The 24,051-nt window shown below is 72.7% G+C and carries 23 protein-coding genes and 1 tRNA gene; 9 read left to right on the forward strand and 15 right to left on the reverse strand.

Translation table 11 applies throughout. The features are described 5' to 3' along the window. From cbiQ to ACFYR0_RS23400, 5 genes are all read left to right on the forward strand, one after another. A complete protein-coding gene (cbiQ, locus tag ACFYR0_RS23380; RefSeq protein WP_386379018.1) occupies nt 1-762 on the forward strand; it encodes a cobalt ECF transporter T component CbiQ in 762 nt (253 codons plus the stop codon). After that, nucleotides 750-1,508 (forward strand): energy-coupling factor ABC transporter ATP-binding protein, encoded by a 759-nt coding sequence (locus ACFYR0_RS23385; RefSeq protein WP_389331233.1) that lies wholly within the window; start codon nt 750-752, stop codon nt 1,506-1,508. Before cbiQ ends, ACFYR0_RS23385 begins: the two co-directional genes overlap by 13 nt. Then, nucleotides 1,505-1,984: a MarR family winged helix-turn-helix transcriptional regulator gene (locus tag ACFYR0_RS23390; protein ID WP_389331236.1), complete on the forward strand. Its 480-nt coding sequence runs from the start codon at nt 1,505-1,507 to the stop codon at nt 1,982-1,984. The genes ACFYR0_RS23385 and ACFYR0_RS23390 overlap by 4 nt, the downstream gene beginning before the upstream one ends. A 240-nt stretch (nt 1,985-2,224) precedes the next feature. Next, nucleotides 2,225-2,629: an organic hydroperoxide resistance protein gene (locus ACFYR0_RS23395; protein WP_389331368.1), complete on the forward strand. Its 405-nt coding sequence runs from the start codon at nt 2,225-2,227 to the stop codon at nt 2,627-2,629. Between the two features lie 110 nt (nt 2,630-2,739). Further along, nucleotides 2,740-3,909: a serine hydrolase domain-containing protein gene (locus ACFYR0_RS23400; RefSeq protein WP_389331239.1), complete on the forward strand. Its 1,170-nt coding sequence runs from the start codon at nt 2,740-2,742 to the stop codon at nt 3,907-3,909. A 22-nt stretch (nt 3,910-3,931) separates the two neighbouring features. On the opposite strand, the gene ACFYR0_RS23405 is transcribed toward ACFYR0_RS23400, so the two are convergent. Further along, nucleotides 3,932-4,207 carry a DUF1876 domain-containing protein gene (locus ACFYR0_RS23405; RefSeq protein WP_386379014.1) on the reverse strand — a complete coding sequence of 92 codons (276 nt, stop codon included), beginning with the start codon at nt 4,205-4,207 and terminating at the stop codon, nt 3,932-3,934. 167 nt (nt 4,208-4,374) lie between these two features. On the opposite strand from ACFYR0_RS23405, the gene ACFYR0_RS23410 reads away from it, so the two are divergent. Continuing rightward, nucleotides 4,375-4,518 carry a hypothetical protein gene (locus tag ACFYR0_RS23410; RefSeq protein ID WP_389331242.1) on the forward strand — a complete coding sequence of 48 codons (144 nt, stop codon included), beginning with the start codon at nt 4,375-4,377 and terminating at the stop codon, nt 4,516-4,518. 50 nt (nt 4,519-4,568) lie between these two features. Here the strand turns inward: ACFYR0_RS23410 and ACFYR0_RS23415 are convergent, their stop codons facing one another. From ACFYR0_RS23415 to ACFYR0_RS23430, 4 genes are all read right to left on the reverse strand, one after another. Next, complete coding sequence (locus ACFYR0_RS23415) at nt 4,569-5,414, reverse strand: EamA family transporter (protein ID WP_389331245.1); 846 nt, start codon at nt 5,412-5,414, stop codon at nt 4,569-4,571. After that, nucleotides 5,411-5,926: a YbaK/EbsC family protein gene (locus ACFYR0_RS23420; RefSeq protein ID WP_389331248.1), complete on the reverse strand. Its 516-nt coding sequence runs from the start codon at nt 5,924-5,926 to the stop codon at nt 5,411-5,413. The genes ACFYR0_RS23415 and ACFYR0_RS23420 overlap by 4 nt, the downstream gene beginning before the upstream one ends. A 282-nt stretch (nt 5,927-6,208) precedes the next feature. After that, nucleotides 6,209-8,422 carry an MMPL family transporter gene (locus ACFYR0_RS23425; RefSeq protein ID WP_389331251.1) on the reverse strand — a complete coding sequence of 738 codons (2,214 nt, stop codon included), beginning with the start codon at nt 8,420-8,422 and terminating at the stop codon, nt 6,209-6,211. 129 nt (nt 8,423-8,551) lie between these two features. Beyond that, entirely contained in the window at nt 8,552-9,157 is a 606-nt protein-coding gene (locus ACFYR0_RS23430) for a TetR/AcrR family transcriptional regulator (protein WP_389331254.1), read from the reverse strand. A gap of 249 nt (nt 9,158-9,406) precedes the next feature. Here ACFYR0_RS23430 and ACFYR0_RS23435 point away from each other — a divergent pair, with 249 nt between their 5' ends. Next, nucleotides 9,407-12,640: a S41 family peptidase gene (locus ACFYR0_RS23435; RefSeq protein ID WP_389331257.1), complete on the forward strand. Its 3,234-nt coding sequence runs from the start codon at nt 9,407-9,409 to the stop codon at nt 12,638-12,640. Nucleotides 12,641-12,973: 333 nt separating this feature from the next. Here the strand turns inward: ACFYR0_RS23435 and ACFYR0_RS23440 are convergent, their stop codons facing one another. From ACFYR0_RS23440 to ACFYR0_RS23450, 3 genes are read right to left on the reverse strand one after another with little or no spacing between them, the layout of a single operon-like run. Beyond that, nucleotides 12,974-13,855, reverse strand: a complete 882-nt coding sequence (locus ACFYR0_RS23440; RefSeq protein ID WP_389331260.1) for an SDR family oxidoreductase — start codon at nt 13,853-13,855, stop codon at nt 12,974-12,976. Continuing rightward, nucleotides 13,852-14,769, reverse strand: a complete 918-nt coding sequence (locus ACFYR0_RS23445) for an alpha/beta fold hydrolase (RefSeq protein ID WP_389331263.1) — start codon at nt 14,767-14,769, stop codon at nt 13,852-13,854. Before ACFYR0_RS23445 ends, ACFYR0_RS23440 begins: the two co-directional genes overlap by 4 nt. Further along, a complete protein-coding gene (locus ACFYR0_RS23450) occupies nt 14,766-16,319 on the reverse strand; it encodes a flavin-containing monooxygenase (RefSeq protein WP_389331265.1) in 1,554 nt (517 codons plus the stop codon). The genes ACFYR0_RS23445 and ACFYR0_RS23450 overlap by 4 nt, the downstream gene beginning before the upstream one ends. A gap of 216 nt (nt 16,320-16,535) precedes the next feature. Here ACFYR0_RS23450 and ACFYR0_RS23455 point away from each other — a divergent pair, with 216 nt between their 5' ends. Next, a complete protein-coding gene (locus ACFYR0_RS23455; RefSeq protein ID WP_386387393.1) occupies nt 16,536-17,156 on the forward strand; it encodes a MerR family transcriptional regulator in 621 nt (206 codons plus the stop codon). A gap of 42 nt (nt 17,157-17,198) precedes the next feature. On the opposite strand, the gene ACFYR0_RS23460 is transcribed toward ACFYR0_RS23455, so the two are convergent. Both ACFYR0_RS23460 and ACFYR0_RS23465 read right to left on the reverse strand, forming a co-directional pair. Then, nucleotides 17,199-18,887 (reverse strand): hypothetical protein, encoded by a 1,689-nt coding sequence (locus tag ACFYR0_RS23460; protein WP_389331268.1) that lies wholly within the window; start codon nt 18,885-18,887, stop codon nt 17,199-17,201. A 250-nt stretch (nt 18,888-19,137) separates the two neighbouring features. After that, nucleotides 19,138-19,941 carry an exodeoxyribonuclease III gene (locus tag ACFYR0_RS23465; protein ID WP_389331271.1) on the reverse strand — a complete coding sequence of 268 codons (804 nt, stop codon included), beginning with the start codon at nt 19,939-19,941 and terminating at the stop codon, nt 19,138-19,140. A gap of 76 nt (nt 19,942-20,017) precedes the next feature. On the opposite strand from ACFYR0_RS23465, the gene ACFYR0_RS23470 reads away from it, so the two are divergent. Further along, nucleotides 20,018-20,494 (forward strand): GNAT family N-acetyltransferase, encoded by a 477-nt coding sequence (locus ACFYR0_RS23470; RefSeq protein ID WP_389331274.1) that lies wholly within the window; start codon nt 20,018-20,020, stop codon nt 20,492-20,494. A gap of 150 nt (nt 20,495-20,644) precedes the next feature. Here ACFYR0_RS23470 and ACFYR0_RS23475 read toward each other — a convergent pair. The 5 genes from ACFYR0_RS23475 to moaC all read right to left on the reverse strand — a co-directional run bounded on the left by ACFYR0_RS23475 (nt 20,645) and on the right by moaC (nt 24,030). Then, nucleotides 20,645-20,718, reverse strand: a tRNA-Ala gene (locus ACFYR0_RS23475). 103 nt (nt 20,719-20,821) lie between these two features. After that, nucleotides 20,822-22,153, reverse strand: a complete 1,332-nt coding sequence (gene glpR, locus ACFYR0_RS23480; protein WP_389331277.1) for a gephyrin-like molybdotransferase receptor GlpR — start codon at nt 22,151-22,153, stop codon at nt 20,822-20,824. A gap of 172 nt (nt 22,154-22,325) precedes the next feature. Then, nucleotides 22,326-22,991, reverse strand: coding sequence for a GNAT family N-acetyltransferase (locus tag ACFYR0_RS23485; RefSeq protein ID WP_389331280.1), 666 nt, complete (start codon nt 22,989-22,991; stop codon nt 22,326-22,328). Between the two features lie 20 nt (nt 22,992-23,011). Further along, nucleotides 23,012-23,554: a molybdenum cofactor biosynthesis protein B gene (locus tag ACFYR0_RS23490; RefSeq protein ID WP_389331283.1), complete on the reverse strand. Its 543-nt coding sequence runs from the start codon at nt 23,552-23,554 to the stop codon at nt 23,012-23,014. Further along, entirely contained in the window at nt 23,551-24,030 is a 480-nt protein-coding gene (gene moaC, locus ACFYR0_RS23495) for a cyclic pyranopterin monophosphate synthase MoaC (protein WP_386387373.1), read from the reverse strand. The genes ACFYR0_RS23490 and moaC overlap by 4 nt, the downstream gene beginning before the upstream one ends. Nucleotides 24,031-24,051 lie beyond the last annotated feature (21 nt).

The following is a 24,051-nucleotide window of genomic DNA, read 5'->3' on the forward strand; positions in this document are numbered from 1 at the left end:
ATGGGGGCCGGGCACGCGCACAGGCTCTACCGGCACGGGCACTCGCCCGTGCACGCGCTTCCGCCGCACACCAAGCTCGTCGCGACCTTCGCCTTCGTGCTCGTCGTGGTGTCGACCCCGCGCGAGGCGATGTGGGCGTTCGGGCTCTACGCCGTGCTGCTCGCGGGCGCCGCGGCCTACGCGCGCGTGCCCGCGGGCTTCCTGCTGAAACGGCTGCTGATCGAGGTGCCGTTCGTCGCGTTCGCCGTGCTGATGCCCTTCGTGGCCGAGGGCGAGCGCACCGAGGTGCTCGGCATGTCCCTGAGCGTCAGCGGGCTCTGGGGCGCCTGGAACGTCCTCGCCAAGGGCACCCTCGGCGTCGCCGCCTCCGTACTGCTCGCCTCCACCACCGAGCTGCGCGAGCTGCTGCTCGGCCTGCAACGGCTCAGGCTGCCGCCGCTGCTCGTCCAGATCGCGTCCTTCATGATCCGCTACGGCGACGTCATCGCGGACGAGATGCGGCGCATGCGGATCGCCCGCGAGTCACGCGGCTTCGAGGCCCGGGGAGTGCGTCACTGGGGCGTGCTCGCCAAGTCGGCGGGCGCGCTGTTCATCCGCTCCTACGAACGCGGCGAGCGCGTCCACCTCGCCATGGTCAGCCGCGGCTACGCCGGTTCGATGCCGGTCATCGACGAGGTGACCGCCTCCCGGGCGCAGTGGACGCACGCCCTCGCCCTCCCCGTCGCCGCCCTCGGCGTCTGTCTGCTGGGATGGACCCTGTGACTGCTTCCCTGGAGGTCTCCGGCCTCGCCTTCGCCTACCCCGACGGCCACCAGGCCCTGTTCGGCGTGGACTTCTCGATCGGACGCGGCGAGCGGGTCGCCCTGCTCGGCCCGAACGGCGCCGGCAAGACCACCCTCGTACTGCACCTCAACGGCATCCTGACCGGCGGCACGGGCCGGGTCACGGTCGCCGGACTGCCGGTCGGCAGGCAGCACATGGCAGAGATCCGCCGCAAGGTCGGCATCGTCTTCCAGGACCCCGACGACCAGCTGTTCATGCCGACGGTCCGCGAGGACGTGGCCTTCGGGCCCGCCGCGGCCGGGCTGAGGGGCGCCGAGCTGGAGGATCGCGTCGAACGGGCCCTGGAGCAGGTCGGCATGGCCGGTTTCAAGGACCGCCCGCCGCACCACCTCTCCTTCGGCCAGCGCCGCCGGGTGGCGGTCGCCACCGTCCTCGCCATGGAGCCGGAGATCCTCGTCCTGGACGAGCCGTCCTCCAACCTGGACCCCGCCTCCCGCCGCGAACTCGCCGACATCCTGCGCTCCTTGGACGTCACCGTCCTGATGGTCACCCACGATCTGCCCTACGCCCTGGAGCTGTGCCCGAGGTCGCTGGTCCTCAGCGAGGGCGTCATCGCCGCCGACGGGCCGACCGGCACGCTGCTGGCCGACGACGGCCTGATGCGCGCCCACCGGCTGGAGCTGCCCTTCGGCTTCGACCCGCGGTCCGTGACAATGGGCGCGTGACGCGCCAGGACGAGAAGCACCCCGAGACCCCCGCCGGGTCGCTGCTGCTGGACGAGCAGCTGTGTTTCGCGCTGTACGCCGCCCAGCGCGCGGTGACGGCCGCGTACCGGCCCCTCCTCGACGAACTGGGGCTCACCTACCCGCAGTACCTCGTGCTGCTCGTGCTGTGGGAGCGCGGCGAGGCCACGGTCAAGGAGCTCGCGGCCGCCCTGCGCCTCGACTACGGCACCGTCTCCCCGCTGCTGAAGCGCCTGGAGGCGGCCGGTCTGGTGCGCCGGGAGCGGTCGGCCCGGGACGAGCGGTCGGTGCACGTCGTGTGCACGGGCCGCGCCGAGGAGCTCAGGGAGCGCGCGGCCCGTGTCCCCGGCGCCCTGCTGCGGGCCACGGGGCTCGACGGCCCGGAGGTCGCGCGGCTGCGCGAGGAACTGCGCGCGCTGGCGGATCGAGCGGACGGGGCGGCGCCCCGCACCGGCTGACCCGGACGCCCCGGACGCCCCAGCCGACGGACCCAGGACCGGCCCGGACCAGGGCCCGTCGGCCCGAGCGCCCCCGTTACCCGCGGTTTCCCCACCCCTGCCCTTACCCAGCCTCCCTACCGGTCGGTACCTTGTGCACGATGTAGTTGCACACTTCCGTGTTGCCCGCAGTCCGCATGTCCAGGGGGAGGTCCCGTCGTGGTCGAAGGTGCCGTCGTCGACAGCCGTCCGAAGAAGATCATGTACGTCGCCGAGGCGACCGCGCACGGCGGCCGCGACGGGTACGTCACGAGCCACGACGGCCGCCTCGAACTGAAGGTCGCGATGCCGCCGGAGCTCGGCGGGGACGGCGACGGCACCAACCCCGAGCAGCTGTTCGCGGCCGGCTACAGCTCCTGCTTCCACAACGCGCTGGTCCTGGTGGGCCGCAGGGCGGGCCTGGACCTCACCGGCTCCACGGTCGCGGCGAAGGTGGGCATCGGCCCCAACGCGCGGCAGGGGTACGGCCTCGCGGTCGCGCTGAGCGTCTCGCTGCCGGTCCTGGAGCGGGAGGTCGCGACCCGGCTGGTCGACGCCGCGCACGAGGTGTGCCCGTACTCCAACGCCACCCGGGGCAACATCGACGTCACGATCGTGCTCGGCTGACGTCGTACCCTTCCGTAGCCGAAGCGGGAACCCCGGGCCGAGAAGGAATCGCAGGCGGCCCGGGCTTGTTGCACCCGCTGTCGAAGGCAGGGCGGAAAGGACATACGGACGTGGACGTGCACGGCACTGTCGCCGAGGGCTTCGAGCCGGTCAGGGAGGCGTTCGTACGCAACTTCGAGGTGCTCGGCGACCGCGGCGCCGCCGTCTCCGTGTACCGGGACGGCCACCGGGTGGTCGACCTGTGGGGTGGGACCAGGGACATCGACGGCACGGCCCCCTGGGAGCGCGGCACCGCGCAGATCGTGCGGTCGGCCACCAAGGGTGTCGCCGCCGCCGCGATCCTGCTGCTGCACCAGCGCGGCGAGCTGGACCTGGACGCCCCGGTGAGCTGGTGGTGGCCCGAGTACAAGACGGCCGGCAAGGAGCACACCCTCGTCCGGCATCTGCTCGCGCACCGCGCGGGCGTGCCCGCGCTGGACCGGCCGCTGACGCCCGCGGAGGCCGCCGACCCCGACCTCGGCGCACAGGCCGTCGCCGCGCAGGCGCCCGCCTGGGAGCCCGGCACCGGCCACGGCTATCACGCCCAGACCTACAGCTGGCTCACCGGCGAGCTGGTGCGCAGGGTCACCGGACGGCCGATCGGCGAATGGATCGCGCAGGAGATAGCGGGTCCGGCCGCGGCGGACTTCTGGCTGGGGCTGCCGGAGGGCGAGACCGCCCGGGCCGGCCGGGTGGGCCCGGCGGAGATCCCGCAGGCCGCGGGCGCGCTGCGGACCCGCCCCAAGCGCGCGGTCGCCGACGCCTACGCCGACCCGGACTCGCTCACCCGCCGCGCCTTCGCCGCGATCACCCCGCTCCCCGACGAGAACGACGCGGCCTACCGCGCCGCCGCCCTGCCCGCCTCCAACGGCATCGCCACCGCCGACGGCCTGGCCCGGATCTACGCCTCGCTCATCGGCGAAGTGGACGGCGGACGGCGCCTGTTCACGCCGGAGACGACGGAACTGGCACGCGGCGAGCAGTCCTTCGGCGAGGACCGGGTGCTGGTCGTCGGCACCCGCTTCGGCCTCGGCTACATGCTCCACGGCAGCGCGTCCCCGCTGCTGAACCCCACCTCCTTCGGCCATCCCGGCCGCGGCGGCGCCCTCGGCTTCGCCGACCCGGAGACCGGGGTCGCCTTCGGCTATGTCACCAACGGCTTCCGCAGGAGCGTGACGGCCGACCCGCGGGCACAGGCACTGGTGAGGGCCGTCGGCACGGCCCTCACCAGCGGGGACTGACGCTCCGACAGGGCGGGGCGTCTCACATGTGGATGGGGTGCGACGTACGGCCCGACGCCTGGTCGATCTCGCCGTGCGCCTTGGAGAGCAACTGCCGGGCGATCTGGTCGAGCGCCCGCGCACCGGCGATCTCCTCCCCGACGCGCGGCTGATTGGAGTCGGTCTGGTGCCTGCTGGCGTGCCCGTGGCCCCGTACCTCGGTCCCGTCGGGCAGCCGCACCATGGCGGCCGCTTTGGTGTGCTGGTCGTCCTCCATGAACTCCAGCTCGACATGCCATCCCACAGTGGTGTGCATCATGACGATCACCTCCGGAAAACATCTGCTTCCAGGGTGCCCCCGGCACGCCACGACCGCACCCAATCAGGACGATTCCGCCCATATCCCCCGCTCGACCATGTCGATGACCCCCTCACCGGCCTCACGGGCCTTCTGCGGCGACAGCCCAGGTCTTCATCCACCCCGTCGTGCTCGGCGGCGGCAGGCCCGCCCTCCGCGGCTCGCTCCAGCGGCCCCCGCTCGACCTGGCCGAGACCCGCGCGTTCGATGGCAAGGTCGTCCCCCTGCGCCGCCACCTCACCCCCGGCGGCCGACGCGACGTCCCCGGGTGACCCGCCCGGCCGGGCGGGTCACCCCTGGCACCGGGTGGCCGCGCCGGCGCTCACCCGCCTCGCAGCATCAGCCCGATCCCGACGACCAGCAGCCCGGCCGCCCAGACCCGGGCCGCACCGAACCGCTCCTTGAAGACGACGGCCCCGATCGCCGCGCCGACCAGGATCGACGACTCGCGCAACGCGGCGATCGGGGCCATCTCGGCCCTGGTCTGGGCCCACAGCACCAGCCCGTACGCCGCGACCGACAGCGCGGCCCCGAGCAGGCCGACCCCGGCGAACGGCCGCAGCCGGGCGAGGGTCCCGCCGCGCCAGCGGTGGAAGGCGCAGGCGGGCAGGACGAAGCCCTCGGCGATCATCAGCCAGGCGATGTAGCCGAGGGAGGTCCCGGAGGCCCGCACTCCCAGGCCGTCCACCACGGTGTACGCCGCGATGGACAGACCGGTCGCGAGCGCGGCCCCGATCGCCGCCCAGTCGGGCCGCCGCCCGCGCAGCCCCCACAGCGCGACACCGGCCAGCCCCGCGCAGGACAGCGCGATACCGGCCGCCGCCCAGCCGTCGGGCACCTCGTCGGCGAACACGGCGGCCAGGGCGGTGACGACCAGCGGGGCGCTGCCGCGGGCGATCGGGTAGGCCTGCCCGAAGTCGCCGAGCCGGAAGGACCGCATCAGCAGCACGTAGTAGGCGATGTGAATGACGGCGGACGCGGCGAGGTAGGGCCAGGCGGCGGCCGCCGGGAACGCCGCGAACGGCGCCAGGGCGAGCCCGATGAGCATCCCGCCGCCGGAGATGAGGGCGAAGCCGACGAGCTTGTCGGTGATCTTGTGGGCGATCGCGTTCCAGCAGGCGTGTGTGACCGCGGCGAGCAGCACCGCCGCGGTGACGGCCGGCGTCACGCGCTGCGCTCGCGCACATCCACCAGGGTCGCCCCGGCCCGTTCGACCAGCGCCTCGGGTGCCATCGGGAAGACCGCGTGCGGGTTCCCGGCCGCCGCCCACACCTCGTGGTGCCTGAGCAGTGCCCGGTCGGCGAGCACCCGGGTCCGCGTCCGGTGCCCGAACGGCGGCACCCCGCCGATGGCGTACCCGGTGGTCTCCCGTACGACGTCGGCGTCGGCCCGGGTCACCTTCGCGGCGCCGAGTTCGCGCCGCACCAGCTCGACGTCGACGCGTGAGGCGCCGTCCATCAGCACCAGCACCGGGACACCGTCCGCCGCGAAGATCAGCGACTTGCAGATCCGGCTGAGCTCGCAGCCGATCGCGGCGGCGGCCTCGGCCGCGGTCCGGGTCCCGTCCGGGAACCGGCGGACCCTGCCGAGCAGGTCGCCGAGGCCCGAGTCGGACAGGGCCTCGGCGAAGCGGGGATGGGCTCCGGAGCCCTCGGCGTCGGTGGCGGGTGTCGTCGTCATGCGCGGCACGCTAGCGGTGCGTGTAGCGGGCACGCGACCGGATTCACCCCTGGCCGGTCCCGCCGGAATCGCCCCTGGCCGGTCCGGCCGATTCGCCCCGGGTCGGGCCAGCCGTACACGGCCCGGTTACGCCTCCGTGCGGTCCGGTTCCGCCTCCGTGCGGTCCGGCCCCGTACGCGGGAAGCCGGTGAGGGATCCCGGCGCAGGGGGCCGTACGCCGGGAGGCCGGTGAGGGGTCCCCGTCCCCACGGGTCCCTCACCGGCCGGTTCCGCGGCGGCGCGTCAGGCGCGCACGAGCCGCTTCTCCTCGTCCAGGCCACCCCGCTCGGCCTCGGTGCGCAGGCCCTCGCCCTCGACGTCCACGTTGGGCAGGATCCGGTCCAGCCACTTCGGCAGCCACCAGGCCCGCCGGCCCAGCAGGGCGAGGACCGCCGGGACGATGGCCATCCGGACGACGAAGGCGTCGAAGAACACCGCGATGGCGAGGCCGAAGCCGATCATCTTGATCATGGACTCGCTGGAGCCGATGAAGCCCGCGAACACCGCCATCATGATCACCGCCGCCGCGGTGACCACCCGGGCGCCGTGCTTGAAGCCGGTCACCACCGCCTGGCCCGGGTTCTCACCGTGGACGTACGCCTCACGCATCCGCGTCACGAGGAAGACCTCGTAGTCCATGGCGAGACCGAAGACCACACCGACCATGAAGATCGGCATCATCGACATGACGGGTCCGGTCTCCTCCACGCCCAGCAGCCCGGACAGCCAGCCCCACTGGAAGACCGCGACCACGGCGCCGAGGGCGGCCATGACGGAGAGCAGGAACCCGAGGGCCGCCTTGAGCGGGACCAGGATCGAGCGGAACACCACGATCAGCAGGAGGAAGGCCAGGCCGACCACCAGGATCAGGTACGGGATCAGGGCGTCGTTCAGCTTCTGCGAGACGTCGATGTTCATCGCGGTCGCGCCGGTGACCAGGACCTCGGAGTCGGTGTCGGCCGCGATGGCCGTACCGGTGTCCCGGATGGAGTGGACGAGTTCCTCCGTCGTCGCCGAGGACGGCTTGGCGTCGGGGACGACCGTGATCGTGGCGGTGTCGCCCGCCTTGTTGGGGGCGGCCGGGGTGACCGTCACGACGTTGTCGAGAGCCTTGATGCGGTCGCCGGTCTCGTCGAACGCGGCCTGCGGATCGGCGCTGCCCTTGGCGTCGACGACCACCATGAGCGGGCCGTTGAAGCCGGGCCCGAAGCCCTCGGAGAGCAGGTCGTAGGCGCGGCGCTGGGTGGTGGAGACGGGCTGGGAGCCGTCGTCGGGCAGGCCCAGTTCCAGCGAGGTGGCGGGGACGGCCGCGGCGCCGAGGCCGATGACGCCGACCAGCAGCACGGCCATCGGGCGGCGCACCACGAAGCTGGCCCAGCGGGTGCCCATGTTCGGGCGTCCCGCGTTCTTCGCGGCCCGGCCGCCGCCCAGCAGCTTGGACTTCTCGCCCGTCGGACGCACCTTGCGGCCGGCGTAGCCGAGCAGGGCCGGGATGAGGGTGAGCGCGATCAGGACGGCGATGGCGACGGTGCCGGCGGCGGCGAAGCCCATCTTGGTCAGCATCGGGATGTTGACGACCGCGAGGCCGACCAGGGCGATGACGACGGTGAGCCCGGCGAAGACCACCGCGGAGCCCGCGGTGCCGACGGCGCGTCCGGCGGCCTCCTCGCGGTCGCGGCCCTCGGCGAGTTCGGCCCGGTAGCGGGAGACGATGAACAGCGCGTAGTCGATGCCGACGGCCAGGCCGATCATCGTGGCCAGCGTCGAGGTGGTGGAGCCCAGGTCGAGGGCGCTGGCGAGGGCGGTGATGGTGGAGACGCCGATGCCGACACCGATGATCGCGGTGAGCAGCGGCAGCCCGGCGGCGAGCAGCGAGCCGAAGGTGATGACCAGGACGACCGCGGCGACCGCGATGCCGATGATCTCGGAGGAGCCGGTGTGCGGGGTGGCCTGGAGGGCGTCACCGCCGATCTCCACGGTCAGGCCGGACTCGCGCGCCTGCTCGGCGGCGTCCTGGAGGGCCTCACGGCTGGCGTCCTTCAGCTCCATGCCGGAGACGTCGTACGTGACGGACGCGTAGGCGATCGAGCCGGACTCGTTGACCGCGTTCGCCTGGTACGGGTCGGCGACGGAGACGACCTCGCTGCCGGTCGACAGCTCCTTGACGGTCTTCTGGACGGTCGCCTTGTTCGCGGCGTCCGTCATCTTCTCCCCGGCCGGCGCCTTGAACACCACGCGGGCGGTGGCCCCGTCGGCGCTCATCCCGGGGAAGCGCTCCTCCAGCAGGTCGAAGGCCTTCTGCGCCTCGGTGCCGGGGATGGAGAACGAGGTGGTGCCCGCTGCGGGCGCGCTGGCCGCGCCGACCCCGGCGAGGGTCAGCAGCGCCACCCAGATCAGGGCGACGAAATGCCGTCGCCGGAAGGCGAGACGGCCGAGTTTGTACAGGAAGGTGGCCACGGGGCGTACTCCCGGTCAGGTCGTGGGGGTGGATCTGGGCAGGGGTGACCGGCCCGGCGGGGAGGCAGGGGCGATCGGCCCGACGACATGAGCGGTGACGTCAGGTAACAGGGATCGGGGGATCGGGGTTCAGCCGGTGCGCACGCCGAGGGCGGGGAGGACCACGGCGTCCACGTACGAGGTGAGGAAGGCCCGGGTGGGCGGCTGCTCGTCCAGCAGGGCGCGGGTGACGAACCCGCCGACCATCATGTGGAGCATGAAGTCGAGCGCCGGGCAGTCGGGGCGGACCTCGCCCCGGGCGACGGCGCGTTGCAGCACCCGCTGGAACTCGGCCATCTCCGGTTCGATCAGCAGTTCCTGGAACGCCTGACGCAGATCCGGGTTCTGGTGGATCGCCATGGCGATACCCCGCATCAGCGCGGAGTTCTGCTCCATGGTGCAGTCGTCCTCCATGCTCACCACGGCGTGCAGATCGCCGCGGAGCGAGCCGGTGTCGATGTCCTCGACCTTGCCCGGCTTGTTGTGCCGCAGGGCCTTGACGACCAGTTCGGCCTTGCCGCCCCACTGGCGGTAGAGCGTGGCCTTGCTGGACCTCGTACGGGCGGCGACGGCGTCCATCGTCAGGGCGTCGTAGCCGACCTCGCGGAGCAGGTCCAGCACGGCCGCGTACAGCTCGGCCGCGCGCTCGGGCGTGATCCGGCTGCGACGCTGCGCGGTGACCGCTGCCTCAGCCATGTCACTCACCCTCCCGGTCCGTCCGACTCCTACAGGGACGAATGTAGCGCAGGACTCTTGCGAAACGAAACCGTTTCGTACGTGACCTGTGCCACGTACGAAACTGTTTCGTACTTCAGGACGCGTCCGGGAACCCGCACGTTGCCCGCGCCCGGGGACCCGCACGTTGCCCGCGTCCGGGAACCCGCGAGTGCCCGCACCCCGGAACCACGAGTTGCTCCGCCCCCGCCAGCGGAAAAGCATGGGGAGGTGAGCTATCTGCGCCTGCCCCACATCAGCGGTGACCTGCTCTGCTTCGTGGCCGAGGACGACCTCTGGCTCGCCCCGCTGGACGAACCCGGCCGGGCCTGGCGGCTCACGGTCGACCGGACCAAGCTCGGCCAGCCGCGTTTCTCCCCCGACGGACGCCACCTCGCCTACACGAGCTGGCGCAGCCTCGCCCCCGAACTGCACGTGCTGCCGGTCGACGGCGGGACGGGCCGCCAGCTCACCCACTGGGGCAGCCTCGACACCCGGGTGTGCGGCTGGACCCCCGACGGCACGATCCTGGCGGTCGCCTCGCACGGCGAGCCCTTCTCCTACTTCACCTGGGCCTACAAGGTCACCCCCGACGGCGACCCCGGCCGCAAGCTGCCCTGGGGCCCGGTCTCCGACATCCAGGTCGCCGACCTCGACGGGGAGCGCAGGAGCCTGCTGCTGACCGGCACCGCCCCGCACGAGATGGCCTCCTGGAAGCGCTACCGCGGCGGCGCCACGGGCCGGCTGTGGCTGCACGGCGAGCGGCTGCTGGCCGACCTCGAGGGGCAGCTGGCCTGCCCGATGTTCGTCGGCGGCCGGATCGCCTTCCTCTCCGACCACGAGGGCGTCGGCAACCTCTACTCCTGCGCCCACGACGGCTCCGACCTGCGCCGCCACACCGACCACGACGCGTTCTACGCCCGCAACGCCGCGACCGACGGCACCCGGGTCGTCTACCAGTGCGCGGGCGGGCTGTGGCTGGTGGACGACCTGGGCGCCGCCTCGCAGCCGCGCCGCCTCGACGTACGGCTGAGCGGGCCGCGCGCGGGCCGCCGCCCCTACCAGGTGCCGGCCGCGCAGCACGTGGACGGCATCTCGGTCGACGAGACCGGCCGGGCCGGGGCGGTCGTGGTGCGCGGCAGCCTGTACTGGCTGACCCACCGCGACGGCCCGGCCAGGACCATCACCGACACCCCGGGCGTGCGTGTACGGCTGCCCGAGATGCTGGGCTCCAGCGGGCAGGTCGCCTACGTGACCGACGCCGAGGGCGAGGACGCCGTGGAGGTGGCCTACCTGCCCCGGGCCACGGGTGACCGCGAGCCGCGCCGGCTGGCCTCGGGCGAGCTGGGGCGGGTGCTGGAGATGGTGTCGGACCCGGACGGCGAACGCCTGGCCATCGCCGCGCACGACGGGCGGCTGCTGCTCGTCGACGCCACGGAGGACTCGGGCGGCGAGGTGACCGAGCTGATCCGCTCGATCAACGGACCCGTCCGCGACCTGGCGTTCTCCCCCGACGGGGCCTGGCTGACCTGGTCGCACCCGGGCATCGGCCGGTCGCTGCGCCAGATCAAGATGGCCCGGATCAAGGACCGTATGGTCGTCGACGTCACCAACGGGCGCTTCGAGGACGAGAACCCGGTCTTCACCCGCGACGGCCGCTATCTCGCCTTCCTCTCCTGGCGCGGCTTCGACCCCGTCTACGACGTGCACACCGGCGACCTGTCCTTCCCGCTCGGCTGCCGCCCCTATCTGGTGCCCCTGTCCTCGGCGACGCCCTCCCCCTTCGCGCTCACCCCGGAGGGGCGCCCGGCCGCGGGCGGCCTGGACCCGGTGGAGGACGAGGGCGCCGGGGACGGCACGGTCACCGTCGAACTGGAGGGCCTGGAGAGCCGGGTGACGCCGTTCCCCGTCACCGCGTCCAAGTACTCGGCCCTCCAGCCCGTCGCGGGCGGCGGACTGGTGTGGCTGCGCTGGCCGATCTCGGGCGCGCTGGGCGAGACCTTCGCCAACCCGGACGACACCAGCGGCCGCCCCACCCTGGAGCACTTCGGCATCACCAAGGCCAAGCGGACCGAACTCGTCGACCATCTGGACTGGTTCGCGGTCAGCGGCGACGGCAGCCGTCTGGTGGTCGTGGACGAGGGCGACCTGAGGGCCGTACCCGCGGCCGAGTCCGGCGACAGCGACTCCGTCGTCTGGATCGATCTGCGCCGCATCCTGCACACCGTCGACCCGGCCGCCGAGTGGCGCCAGTCCTACGCGGAGGCCGGGCGTCTGATCCGCGCCTACTTCTGGGACCCGGGCATGTGCGGCATCGACTGGGACGCCGTGCTGGAGCAGTACCGCCCGCTGGTCGACGAGGTCGCCTCGCCCGACGAGTTCGCGGACCTGCTGCGCGAGGTGCTCGGCGAGCTGGGTACCTCGCACGCCTATGTCACCGCCGCCCGTCGCAACGAGGGCCCGCCGCACTACCAGCGGCTGCAGGGACTGCTCGGCGCCAACCTGGTCCGCCGGGACGGCGGCTGGATGGTCAAGCGGATCCTGCCCGGCGACTCCTCCGACTCCAAGGCCCGTTCCCCGCTGGCCGGCACCGGCATCCGCGAGGGCGCCGTCCTCACCCATGTCGACGGCCGCCCGGTCGACCCGGTCACCGGCCCCTACCCGCTGCTCGCGGGCGCCGGCGGTACGACGGTCGAGCTGACCTTCACCCCCGCCGAGGGCGAGGCGGGCCGCTCCCGCCGTGTCGCCGTGGTCCCCCTCACCGACGAACGGCCCCTGCGCTACCAGGACTGGGTGGCCAAACGCCGTGCGGTCGTACGGGAGCTGAGCGGCGGCAAGTGCGGTTATCTGCACATCCCCGACATGGGCGGCTCCGGCTGGGCCCAGTTCAACCGCGACCTGCGCATGGAGGTCTCCCGGCCCGCCCTGATCGTCGACGTGCGCGGCAACGCGGGCGGCCACATCAGCGAACTCGTCGTCGAGAAGCTCACCCGGACGATCCTCGGCTGGGACCTCACCCGCGACGCCCAGCCCGTCTCGTACGCCTCCAACGCCCCGCGCGGCCCGGTCGTCGCGCTGGCCGACGAGGCGACCTCCTCGGACGGCGACATGATCACAGCCGCGTTCAAGCTCCTCGACCTGGGCCCGGTGGTCGGCCAGCGCACCTGGGGCGGCGTGGTCGGCATGACCGGCCGCCACCGCCTCGGCGACGGTTCGGTGATCACCGTCCCGATGAACGCCGCGTGGTTCGACGCCTACGGCTGGTCCATCGAGAACCGCGGCGTCTCCCCCGACCTCGAAGCCCTCCGCACCCCCCTCGACTGGGCCGAGGGCCGCCACGCCCAACTCGACGACGCCGTGCGCCTGGCCCTGACCCTCCTCACCACCACCCCCCCGGCCACACCCCCCGACTACCAGTCCACCCCCAACAGATCCCGCCCCGAACTCCCCCCAAGAACCCACTAGAACCACGAGGAACACGCGACCTCCTCGGAGACGCGAGGACCGCCTGCAGGGGGCGCGGGGAACCGCGCGATCTTTCGGGGGCGCGAGGAACCGCGCGATCTTCCAAGGGGCGCGGGGAACGGCGCGATCTTTTAGGGGCGCGGGGAACGACGCAATCCTCAGGGGCGCGAGGAACCGCGCGATCTTCCAAGGGGCGCGGGGAACGGCGCGATCCTCAGGGGCGCGGGGAACTGCGCGAACCCCCACCGGCCGCCCAGCCCACCCCGCACCCCCACACCCCACCCACCCGGCAAGGGGGCCGCGGGGACCCCCCGCACAACCAAAAAGAGACGATCAACCCCGCCCGGCCCGATCCCTCTCGTCCGCCGCCCCACCCGCCCCCACCAACCCGCCCCGCATCCCACCCAGCCGATCCGCGAACCGCGCGACCTCCCGCTGCCCCACCGCCGCGATGACCCCCGGCAGATACCCCCGGACCCCCTGCATCCCCCGCAGCCACCACTGCCCGTACACATGGCTCGACCGCCGCTCGATCCCCTCGACGATCCGGTCGACGGCCGGCCCCAGCGGATACGTCTTGTTGGCCGGCCACGGCAGCCGCTGCCGCAGCTCCCGCATGACGTCGTCCTGGTCCGCCCCGCGCACCATGTCCGTGTCGGTCCACGACAGATAACCGACGCCCACCTTCACCCCCTTGAAGGCGACCTCGGCCCGCAGACTGTGCGCGTACGCCTCCACACCGGACTTGGACGCGGTGTACGCCGTCATCATCGGCGCCGGCGTCATGGCCGCGAGGGACGCGATCTGCAGCAGATACCCCCGGCTCTCCATCAGCACCGGCAGGAACGCGCGGGCGGTGACGGCCGACCCGATGAGGTTGACCTCGATCACCCGCCGCCAGGCCACCGGGTCGGACCCGACGAACGGACCGCCGCTCGCCACACCGGCGTTGGCGACGACGATGTCGACCTTCCCGAACCGCTCCTTCACCTCACGCGCCACCCGGGCCATCGCCTCGTGGTCGGTGACGTCGGCGTACCAGTGGCCGCTCTCGCCGTGCAGCCGCCCGGAGACCTCCTTGAGCACGTCCGGCTCCAGGCCGACCAGCGCCACGGTCGCGCCCCGCGCGGACAGCTTGCGGGCGAGCAGCTCCCCGACCCCGCGCGCCGCCCCGGTGACGACCGCGACCTGCCCTTCCAGACCGACCTTGCTCATGCGCCCTCCTTGACCTGCGTGTACGTGGTGACCAACGACCGGATGCGGCTGCTGACCGCCTCCGGCGCCTCGACGGGAGTCATATGCCCGAGTCCGGGCAGTTCGGTGAGCCCGACACAGAGCGGCAGCTCGGCCGCCAGGGCGCGGGCGTGCACTGCCGGGGTGAGCCGGTCGGCGGTGCCGGCGATCACGGCGGTCGGCACCCGCAGCTCCCGTACGCCGTGGTCGAGGTCGAGCGCCGACAGCACCTTGCCCCAGGCGTGCCGGACCCTGCGCGGACAGGCGTGCACGATCCGCGCGCACGCCTCCACCATGTGCGGAGCCGAAGCCGCGCCCATGGTGGCGTACTTCAGGACGCGCCGGGCGAGCGGAGTGACCGGCCCGAGCGGCGCGCTGGAGCCGAGGATGCGCCCGGTCAGCCAGGTCCGCAGCCGGCCGGCCCGGAAGGGGACGACCGTGGACTCGGCGACCAGCCGCGAACTGCCCGTGCTGCACAGCAGGACCGCCACCGCGTGCGCCCGGAAGGCGGGCCGCGCGGAGGCGGCCATGACGGTCATGCCGCCCATCGAGTGCCCGGCGACCACGGCCTTCTCGCCCGGCGCGAGCGTGGCCAGCAGCACCGCCTCGAGGTCGTCGGCGAGCGTGTCGGTGCTGCACGCGGGGCTCGACGGGCTGCGTCCGTGGCCGCGCTGGTCGTAGGCGATGACGCGGTGGTCGGCGGAGAGGTCGCGGATCTGTGCGGCCCAGAAGGCGGTCGAGCAGGTCCAGCCGTGCGCGAGGACGACGACGGGCGCCTTCTCGGGTCCGTGCACCTCCACATGCAGCCGGGCGCCGTCCGCGGAGACCGCGGTGAGGGTGCGGGCGGGCACGGGCGGTGCGTAGGGCCCGGAGGCCACATGCGTCAGGCGGCTCATGCGCTCACGTCCTCGGCGTCGACGATCTTCAGGGCAGGCTTGCCGGGGGCGGCCTCACCGGCCGCGGGGCCGCTCGCCCCGGGCGGCCGCAGCACGGCGTACTCGGTGAGGTCCACCCGGCGGGTGGCACGCCGGAACTCGGTCGTCGTGCCGGGCCAGATGGTGGTGTTGCGGCCACTGGCGTCCAGGTACCAGCTGGTGCAGCCGCCGGTGTTCCACACCGTGCGCCGCATGCGGTCCTGCACCCGGCGGTTCCAGGCGCCGACCGCGCTGGGGCGGGCGTCGAGCGCGGCGCGGCCCCCGAGGACACCGAGCTGGCGCAGATAGTCGGCCATGTAGTTCAGCTGGGACTCGATCATCAGGATCATCGAGGAGTTCCCGAGGCCGGTGTTGGGGCCGATGATCGACAGCCAGTTCGGGAAGCCGGCGGCGGACGCGCCGCGCAGCGCCTCCATGCCGCCCTTCCAGTGCTCGGCGAGGGTCGTGCCGTCCGCGCCGACGACCCGCTCGGCGATCGGCATGTCCGTGACGTGGAAGCCGGTGCCGAAGACGATCGCGTCGACCTCGGCCTCGGTGCCGTCGGCGGCGACGAGCGTGGAGCCGCGGACCTCGCGGAGCCCGCCCGCCACGACGTCCACATTGGGTTGCGCGAGGGCCGGGTAGTACGTGTTGGACAGCAGGATGCGCTTGCAGCCGATGCGGTAGTCGGGGGTGAGCCTGGCGCGCAGGGCCGGGTCCTTGACGGCCCGTGCGATGTTCTGCCGGGCCAGCCGCTCGACCAGGCCCAGCTCGTTCGGGCGCTTGGTGAAGGCCTGCACCTGGAGTTCGCGGATGCCCCACAGCAGCCCGCGGCGCAGCTGGGTGGTGAAGGGCAGCGCCCGGTGCAGGGAGCGCTCGAGGCCGCTGATCGCGCGGTCCATCCGGGGCATGACCCAGGGCGGGGTGCGCTGGAAGACGGTGAGGCTCGCGACCTGCGGCTGGACGGCCGGCACGATCTGGATGGCCGAGGCGCCGGTGCCGACCACAGCGACGCGCTTGCCGCGCAGGTCGTAGTCGTGGTCCCAGCGGGCGGAGTGGAACACCTTGCCGGGGAACGAGTCCAGCCCCGGGATCTCGGGGATCTTCGGGTCGGACAGCGGCCCGGTCGCGGAGACCACGACGTCGGCGGTGAGCGTCCCCGCGCCGGTCTCGATGCGCCACAGCAGCTTCTCGGTGTCCCAGGTCATCAGCTCGACCTCGGAGTCGAGGCGGATGTGCGGGCGCAGCCCGAAGGTGTCGGTGACGTGCTCCAGGTAGGCGCGGATGTGCTCCTGGCCGGAGAAGGTGCGCGGCCAGTCCGGGTTGGGCGCGAAGGAGAAGGAGTACAGATGGGACGGCACGTCGCAGGCGCACCCGGGGTAGCTGTTGTCCCGCCAGGTCCCGCCGACGCCGCCGGCCCGCTCCAGGACGACGAAGTCGGTGATCCCCTCGCGTCGCAGGCGTACGGCCGCTCCGAGTCCGCCGAACCCGGACCCGATCACCGCCACCCGAACATGTTCGTGCTCGGCCATCCCGAAGCCTCCACGCATCGCAGGACCATGCCAGTGAACACTGGCGCAATGGGGAGAGTAGAGCAGCGGCGTACCGACCGGTAGGGGTGCGGGCCAGGAAAGTTACCGGCGGTACAACATAGGCTTTCCGGCGTGGGAGACGATGTGCCCGGCAGGGCTGACGACACCGAGCGCGAGCCCCGGACCCCGAGCGAGGGACGGCCCGGCGAGTACCGCATGGAGGAACTGGCCCGGCTGGCCGGCATCACCGTGCGCACCCTGCGCTTCTACCGCGAGCGCAAGCTGATCCCGCCGCCGCGCCGCGAGGGCCGCATCGCCTGGTACGACGACCACCATCTGGCCCGGCTGCGCACCATCGCGGCACTGCTGGAACGCGGCCACACCCTCAGCGGCATCGCCGACCTGACCGAGACCTTCGACCACGGCCGGGACGTCGGCGACCTGCTGGGCCTGGGCGCCCCCACCGAGGAGGAGCCGGTCCGCCTCACCCCGGAGGAGCTCGCCGACCACTTCGCGGGCGACGTGACCGCGGAGAACCTCGCCGCGGCCATGGAGCTCGGCTACGTCGGCACCGACGGCGAGAGCATCGTCCACATCAGCCGTCGGCTGCTCGACGTGTCCGCCGCCCTGGTCCGCGAGGGCATCCCGCTCGCCGAGGTGCTCGGCGCCGCGACCCGGGTGCGCGAGCACGCCGACGCCCTCGCCGAGCTCTTCGCCGACCTGGTGCTGCGCCACGGCCCGGAGGAGGACCTCCAGCGTCTGCGTCCGCTGGCCCGCAGCGTGGTGGAGGCGGAGCTGTCCCTCGCCATGGACCGCAAGCTGCGCAAGAGCGACTGACGCCGCCGGCTGGTGCGACCGACGCGGGCCGGCCGGTGCGACTCACGCGGCCGGCTGGAGCGGCTTCCTGAGGGTGACCTTCCCGGCCTTCTTGGTGAACAGCGCACCGCCGACGCTCATCGACACGAGCAGCGTGTACTTCCCGGCCGGCAGCTCCGAGACGTCGATTCCGGCGGCTTCCGTGGCGTAGTAGCCGAAGTCGTAGGTGCCGAGGTCCCCCGGCAGCTTGTGCGGCCGTACGGCGTCGGGCTTCCTCAGCACGGCCAGCGGGAAGGAGTGGCGGCCGGAGCGGCCGTCGAGGACGAGGTAGTACTGCGCGTGCCCGTCCCGGTCGGCATTGCGACCGGGCAGGAAGAAGACACCCTCGGCGTGGATTCTCCGCCCGCGTTCCTCCGCCTTCACCGCGTCGAAGCGCACACCGGGCGAATCGACCCCGACGATGCTCCTCTTGACCAGCTTGAAGCCGCCCTTCCCGCCGCGGAAGAGGAGTTCGGAGTCGCCGCACGCCTGCCGCCGGTCCACCGCGGCCGCGGAGACCAGCCGGGTCCGCCGCGCGATCCCCTCGGACTCGCTCTCGACACTCACGGAAACGGTGTACGTCCCCTGCGGGAGTTCCGTGAAGGCCAGGTCGCCCCGCGAGGCGAAACCACCCTTCTCGTACGCGCAGAAGTACTCGTCGAAATAGTCCCGGTAGAGCCGGATCTCGCCGGTCGTCTCCAGCGGATAGATCCAGGACCGTCCGTCCTTCTCCAGGACGAGACGCTTGGTCTCGTCCACCGGGCCCTCCGGCCCGACCCCCGGCAGGAAGGCATGACCCTTCAGCTCCAGCTTCCCGTCGGTGAAGACGGCCCGGGCGAGCCTGGCCAGCGCGGTGTCGTCGGCCCGCAGCTTCGCGAGGTGCGCGGCGGCCTCCTCCGGCTCCTCGGAACGGGCCCCGACGGTGACCTCGCCCCAACGGGGTGCCACGCCCTCGGTGACGGAGTACACGATGCCCAGCAGCGACGGCAGCGCCTGCCGGACCACCTCGTCGTGCCGCCGCACGGTCGGGGACTCCACGAGCAGGAAGTTGAAGTTCTCGTACTCCCGCAGCGCGGGCAGATAGTGCACGACCTCCTGCTCGTACTGGTAGTCCGCCGGAGAGGACACCAGATAGATGTTCCGCTTGAAGTCCGTGTCCCTCTCGATCACGTCCCTCATCACGCCGTCCATGACGGCCACGTTCGCGTCCGGCTGCCCCTCGCCGAGCACGGCGTCACCGAGCTGCCCGTGCCCCTTGGAGTAACTGCCGAGGAAATACTGCGGTGTCGAGGCCACGATGTTCTTGTAGTCGTACTTCAGACCGTAGAAGAGGGCGGCGCTTCCGCCCTTGGAGGCGCCGAGCAGGGTCACCTCGTCGCGGGTGATCCGCAGCCGCCGCATACGGTCCTGGATCAGGGCGTGTATGGAGTCCGAGACGCTGAAGTCCATGTCCCGGGCGACGTAGTAGGAGGCCGCGCCGTCGAAGTGGTCGCGGATCCTGAGGACATTGCACTTGACGCTGTCGAGCGCGTTCCCGAATCCGTACCTGCTGCCCACCGAGGAGAACACCACCAGCAGATGCCGGTGGTCCCCCTGCGCCGCCCTGAACTGGAACTCGACCGGCCATTTCCCGTGCGTCTCGACGCTCTCCAGGTAGACGCGGTTCATCCGCGCCGCGTAGTTCGGGGACAGCGGAGGCAGCGAATTACTCATGCGGCGTACGACTCTCTGGCCGGTTGCTCGGACGGACGAGGCCCGGAACGGCCCGGAACCCCGTGCTCCGGCGGAGTATACGGAGCGGACACCTGACGGTCACACAGTTGTGGTCAGAACGTCGGCCGACCGCCTACCGGCCCTGGACGGGCTCCGGACGGGCCCCCTCCGGGGGCGGCGGAACGCCCGCGGAGGGGAACCGGGACGCGCGTACAGCCCCCGCCCGCGGAGGGGGACCCGCGTACGGCCGTCAGCGCTCGAAGACCGCCGTCACCGGGGCGTGGTCGCTCCACCGCTCCCCATGGCTCGCGGCCCGCTCCACGTACGCCTTCACGCAGCTGCCCGCGAGCCCCGGCGTCCCCGCGAGCAGGTCGATGCGCCAGCCGCTGTCGTTGTCGAAGGCCCGCCCCCGGTACGACCACCAGGTGTACGGCCCCTCCACGTCCGGGTGCAGTTCCCGCACGACGTCGGCATAGCCGCCGTCCGCGGCGTCGAACACCTGGCCGAGCCACTTCCGCTCCTCGGGCAGGAAGCCGGAGTTCTTGCCGTTGGCGCGCCAGTTCTTCAGGTCGGCGGGCCGGTGGGCGATGTTCCAGTCGCCGCAGACCAGCACCTCGCGCCCGTCGGCGGCGGCCCGCTCGCGCAGATCCTTGAGGTAGGGCAGGAACTCGCCCATGAAGCGGTACTTCTCGTCCTGCCGGTCGGTGCCGACCTCGCCCGAGGGCAGATAGAGCGAGGCGACCGTGACACCCGGCAGGTCGGCCTCCACATAGCGGCCGCTGCCGTCGAACTCGGCGGAGCCGAAGCCGACCCGCACCGCGTCGGGCTCCCGGCGGGTGTAGAGCGAGACGCCGGCCCGGCCCTTGGCGGCGGCGGGCGCGTGCACCACGTGCCACCCCTCCGGCGTCCGCACCTGCTCGGGCAGCTGCTGCGGCTCGGCCCGCACCTCCTGGAGGCACAGCACATCGGCGGAGGTACCGGCGAGCCACTCCACGAAGCCCTTCTTCGCGGCGGCACGCAGCCCGTTCACGTTCACAGAGGTCACAGTGAGCACCCCGGCACGATACGGCACACTGGACCGGGTCCAGAATTCGAACAACGAGAAACTGCCGCTACGTACGATGACCAGCATGGATATCCGCCCCGTCCCCTACGACCACCCCGACGCCGTCAAGCTCGACGAAGAGGTCCAGGCCGAGTACCACGTGCGCTACGGCGACGGCGGCGACGCCACCTCGATGGCCGCCGCCGACTTCGAACCGCCGAACGGCGTCTACCTCGTCGCCTACGACCACTCCGGCCGCCCCGTGGCCAGCGGCGGCTGGCGCAGCCGGGACGGCAACGGCGAGGGCAACGAGGACGGCGACGCCGAGCTCAAGCGCATGTACGTGGTCGGCGACATGCGCGGCCTCGGTCTCGCCCGCCGCATCCTGTCCGCCCTGGAGGACGACGCCCGCGCGGCCGGCCGGGTGCGCATGGTCCTGGAGACCGGCACCAAGCAGCCCGAGGCGATCGCCCTGTACGTCTCCGCGGGCTACGCGCCCTGCACCAAGTTCGGCTACTACCGCTTCCACCCGGACAGCCGCTGCTACGCCAAGACCCTGTGACACCCCTCACCCCAGGGGCGTCCGGCGCGGGGGCGCCTGACGCCCCGTCGGGGTCCCCGCACGCGGGCAAGACAAAGATCCCGCCCGATCAGTGGATCGGACGGGATCTTCTCAACTTCCCCCGGAATTAACCGGGATCGGTTGTTGCGGTGGACCTGTGGGGATTTGAACCCCAGACCCCCTCGATGCGAACGAGGTGCGCTACCGGACTGCGCCACAGGCCCTTGCAACGAGTGAAACTCTAGCATCCCGATCGCCGTGCTTAAAAATCCGTTCCCGGCAGGGTGCCTGGTCGCGGCGGCGGGCCGCCGCGACCGGGCCGGAACCTCACTCGTTGGCGGCCCGCGGCCGCCCGCCGTCCTCGTACTGGTCGAACAGCGGCGTACGGGCGCGCCCGCGCGACCGGCGCGCCGAGGCGGCCCGGCGCGCGTCACTGCGGCCGTCGTCCTCGGCGGGGCGGTCGTCGGCGCCGTCCGCCCCGGCGGAGGCGGCGGAGACGACAGGGCCGTCGGCGGCGTCCGAGCGGTCCTCGGCACGGATCTCGTCGGCCCGGTCGGCGGCGCCCGTCTCCTGCTCGCCCGCGATCGTGCTCGACCGCGCGGAGCTCCAGGTGTCCGGCGCCCCGAGGTCGACGTCGGAGGTGGCACGCGGGGCGACCGGCGCGGTCACATAGGTCGGCAGGGGCACCGGCACCGGCTCCCAGCTCTCGCCCCGGCCCGGGCCGCGCTGCCGCTCCCGCTGCTGGTCGACCCACTCGGCGTGGTCGGTCTGCTCCACCAGCGCCCGGCGGTCCGCCGCCAGGGCCGAAAGGCCGGGGTCCTCCTCCGGTTCGGCCGCTTCTTCGGGCTCCTCGGAGTCCTCGGCCACCGGCTCGGCGGCGGGCCGGCGCGGCTGACGGGTCCGCTCGCGCAGCCGCTGGGCCGCGGCCTCGGCCTGCCTGCGGTCCATCTGGTACGCGAACCGGCGCCGCTCCTGCGAGCGCAGATAGGCGATGTACCCACTCAGCAGCACCGCGGGCACGGCCGGCGCCCACAGGAGCGCGAGCCCGCCCACGGCGGCCACGATGGCGCCCAGGGTGAACGCCAGGAAGAGCATCATGGTGGTCCGCCGCCGGCGGGCGAGCACCTTGGAGCGCTCGGTGCGTGCTGCGGCGGCCTTCCCGCCGGGCGCACGCCGGGCACCCGGCACCGGCCTGCGCGCGGGCCCGGCACCGGCACCACGGGCGGACGCGGGGTCCGCCGCACGGGCGGAGGGGGCGTCGGCGACCCGGGGGGACGGGGCCTCGGCCGCGCGGGGCACGGGGGCGTGGCCGGACGGGGCGTGACCGGAGGCTCCCGAGGGGGCGTGGCCGGGTGCTCCTGGTACCTGGGCCGCCGTCTGCGGGCGCGTCGGAGGCATGGCGAAGGCCCGGACGTCCACCGAGTCGGTGACCCCGTCCGGGTCGGTCGTGCCAGGCTCCCCCTCGTCGGTGGAGCGCGCCCGGTCCTTGGCGTACCGGCGCTCCATTCCCGCCCGTCCGGACAGCAGCCGGATGGCGGTGCTGAAGCGTTCCGTCGGACGGGCCTCGTTCAGCTCGTCCTGCCTACGGAGCCACATCGGCACCAAGTAGGCGGCCCAGGCCCCGACAATGACTGCGTAGATGAGGCCGCTGCTGCTCACGCCTCACACGGTAGAGGGGTTTGCGTGAGGCCATCCGCCAATTGGGCCGGTGTGTCGCACGATCTGGCTGATATTTCGAACTTTTCTTGTGACCGATGCGATCAGCAGGCCGCACGGACGGGGAATTGATTGCCCCGAACCGGTCACCGGCCGGTAGTTATCGAACACGCATTCAATTTCCGGGCCATGCAGGATTTCCCTGTGTGTTCCGCCGGTCGGGAGGCGTGCCGCGCTCGTCGCGCGCCCCGCTCCCGGAGCGGGTGCGCCGCCAGCGGTTCATCAGCCCGTCCGGGACTTCCTCCGCGGTCAGCGCGTAGACGAGATGGTCGCGCCAGGCGCCGTCGATGTGGAGATAACGGGGCCGCAGCCCCTCCTCACGGAATCCGAGTTTCTCCACGACCCTTCGGCTGGGCGCGTTCTCGGGGCGAATGCAGACCTCGATGCGGTGCAGCCCGACGCCGCGGAAACAGTGGTCCACGACCAGCGCGACCGCCGTGGGCATCACCCCGCGCCCGGCCACGCTCTGGTCCACCCAGTAGCCGACGTGCCCCGAGCACATCGAGCCCCAGGTGATCCCGGCGACCGTCAGCTGCCCGGCCAGCCGTCCCTGGTACTCGATCACGAACGGCAGCATCCGGCCCGAGTTCGCCTCCGAGCGCAGGTGCCGGACCATCTGGCGGTAGGTCGGCCGGTGCGCGATCGGGCCGCTCGGGGTGGGCGGCGGGATGGTCGCCTCCCAGGGGCGCAGCCAGTCCCGGTTGCGCCGGTTGACCTCGCGCCAGGCCCGCTGGTCGCGCAGTTTTATCGGCCGGAGGACGACGTCTCCGTCCGCCAGCACGACGGGCCAGGACGGGCTGTTCAGCTCGCACCCCCACTGCCTGTGCCGGGTCTGGGGTGGTCCCCGCCGCGGATCTGGTCGACGGCGTGCCTCAGCAGGGGCTCCAGGACGGCGAGGCCGTCCTTCACCCCGCCGGTGGAGCCCGGCAGGTTGACGATCAGCGTGCCGCCCGCCACCCCGGCCAGTCCCCGCGAGAGCGCCGCTGTCGGCACCTTCTCGCGGCCGAACGCCCGGACGGCCTCGGCGATGCCCGGCACCTCGCGGTCGATGACCGCGCGGGTCGCCTCGGGCGTGCGGTCGGTGGGCGAGATGCCCGTCCCGCCGGTGGTGACGACCACGTCGTACCCCGCCTCCGCGGCGGCTTTCAGGGCGGCCTCGACGGGATCGCCGTCGGGCACCACCCACGGCCCGTCGACGGCGAAGCCGAGGCGCCTGAGACCGTCGGCGACAAGCGGGCCGCCCCTGTCCTCGTAGACCCCGGCGGCGGCCCGGTTGGAGGCGGTCACGACCAGCGCGGCGTACGGCGCGACCAGCGCGCCGCCCAGAGAGGCGTCCAGTGTCATGCCCGGCTCCAGTCGCCCGACTTGCCGCCCGTCTTCTCCTCCACCCGTACGTCCGTGATGACCGCTCCCTTGTCGACCGCCTTGACCATGTCGATCACGGTGAGCGCGGCGACGGAGACCGCGGTGAGGGCCTCCATCTCGACGCCCGTGCGGTCCGTCGTACGCACCGTGGCGGTGATCTCCACGGCGTCGTCCGCGACCGACAGATCCAGTGTCACACCGGACACCGACAACGGGTGGCACAGCGGGATGAGGTCCGGGGTGCGCTTGGCGCCCATGATGCCCGCGATCCGCGCGGTGGCCAGGGCGTCCCCCTTGGGCACACCCTCGCCGCGCAGCAGTTCCACCACCTGCGGCGAGACGAGCACACGGCCGCTCGCGCGCGCGGTGCGCGCGGTCACGTCCTTTCCGGATACGTCGACCATCCGGGCGGCGCCCGCGTCGTCGATGTGCGTCAGTCGGCCTTGCGTGCTCATGCTGTGGGCGCTCCCGGTCCG

The organism is Streptomyces sp. NPDC005017, from assembly GCF_042873115.1.
Classification (GTDB): Bacteria; Actinomycetota; Actinomycetes; order Streptomycetales; family Streptomycetaceae; genus Streptomyces.

Bases quoted from the DNA above. Each gene is read 5' to 3' on its own strand.
- cbiQ (WP_386379018.1), top strand. From the start codon at position 1: ATGGGGGCCGGGCACGCGCACAGGCTCTACCGGCACGGGCACTCGCCC.
- ACFYR0_RS23385 (WP_389331233.1), top strand. From the start codon at position 750: ATGGACCCTGTGACTGCTTCCCTGGAGGTCTCCGGCCTCGCCTTCGCC.
- ACFYR0_RS23395 (WP_389331368.1), top strand. From the start codon at position 2,225: ATGTACGTCGCCGAGGCGACCGCGCACGGCGGCCGCGACGGGTACGTC.
- ACFYR0_RS23405 (WP_386379014.1), bottom strand. From the start codon at position 4,207: ATGATGCACACCACTGTGGGATGGCATGTCGAGCTGGAGTTCATGGAG.
- ACFYR0_RS23420 (WP_389331248.1), bottom strand. From the start codon at position 5,926: ATGACGACGACACCCGCCACCGACGCCGAGGGCTCCGGAGCCCATCCC.
- ACFYR0_RS23430 (WP_389331254.1), bottom strand. From the start codon at position 9,157: ATGGCTGAGGCAGCGGTCACCGCGCAGCGTCGCAGCCGGATCACGCCC.
- ACFYR0_RS23440 (WP_389331260.1), bottom strand. From the start codon at position 13,855: ATGAGCAAGGTCGGTCTGGAAGGGCAGGTCGCGGTCGTCACCGGGGCG.
- ACFYR0_RS23445 (WP_389331263.1), bottom strand. From the start codon at position 14,769: ATGAGCCGCCTGACGCATGTGGCCTCCGGGCCCTACGCACCGCCCGTG.
- ACFYR0_RS23450 (WP_389331265.1), bottom strand. From the start codon at position 16,319: ATGGCCGAGCACGAACATGTTCGGGTGGCGGTGATCGGGTCCGGGTTC.
- ACFYR0_RS23455 (WP_386387393.1), top strand. From the start codon at position 16,536: ATGGAGGAACTGGCCCGGCTGGCCGGCATCACCGTGCGCACCCTGCGC.
- ACFYR0_RS23460 (WP_389331268.1), bottom strand. From the start codon at position 18,887: ATGAGTAATTCGCTGCCTCCGCTGTCCCCGAACTACGCGGCGCGGATG.
- ACFYR0_RS23470 (WP_389331274.1), top strand. From the start codon at position 20,018: ATGGATATCCGCCCCGTCCCCTACGACCACCCCGACGCCGTCAAGCTC.
- ACFYR0_RS23490 (WP_389331283.1), bottom strand. From the start codon at position 23,554: ATGACACTGGACGCCTCTCTGGGCGGCGCGCTGGTCGCGCCGTACGCC.
- moaC (WP_386387373.1), bottom strand. From the start codon at position 24,030: ATGAGCACGCAAGGCCGACTGACGCACATCGACGACGCGGGCGCCGCC.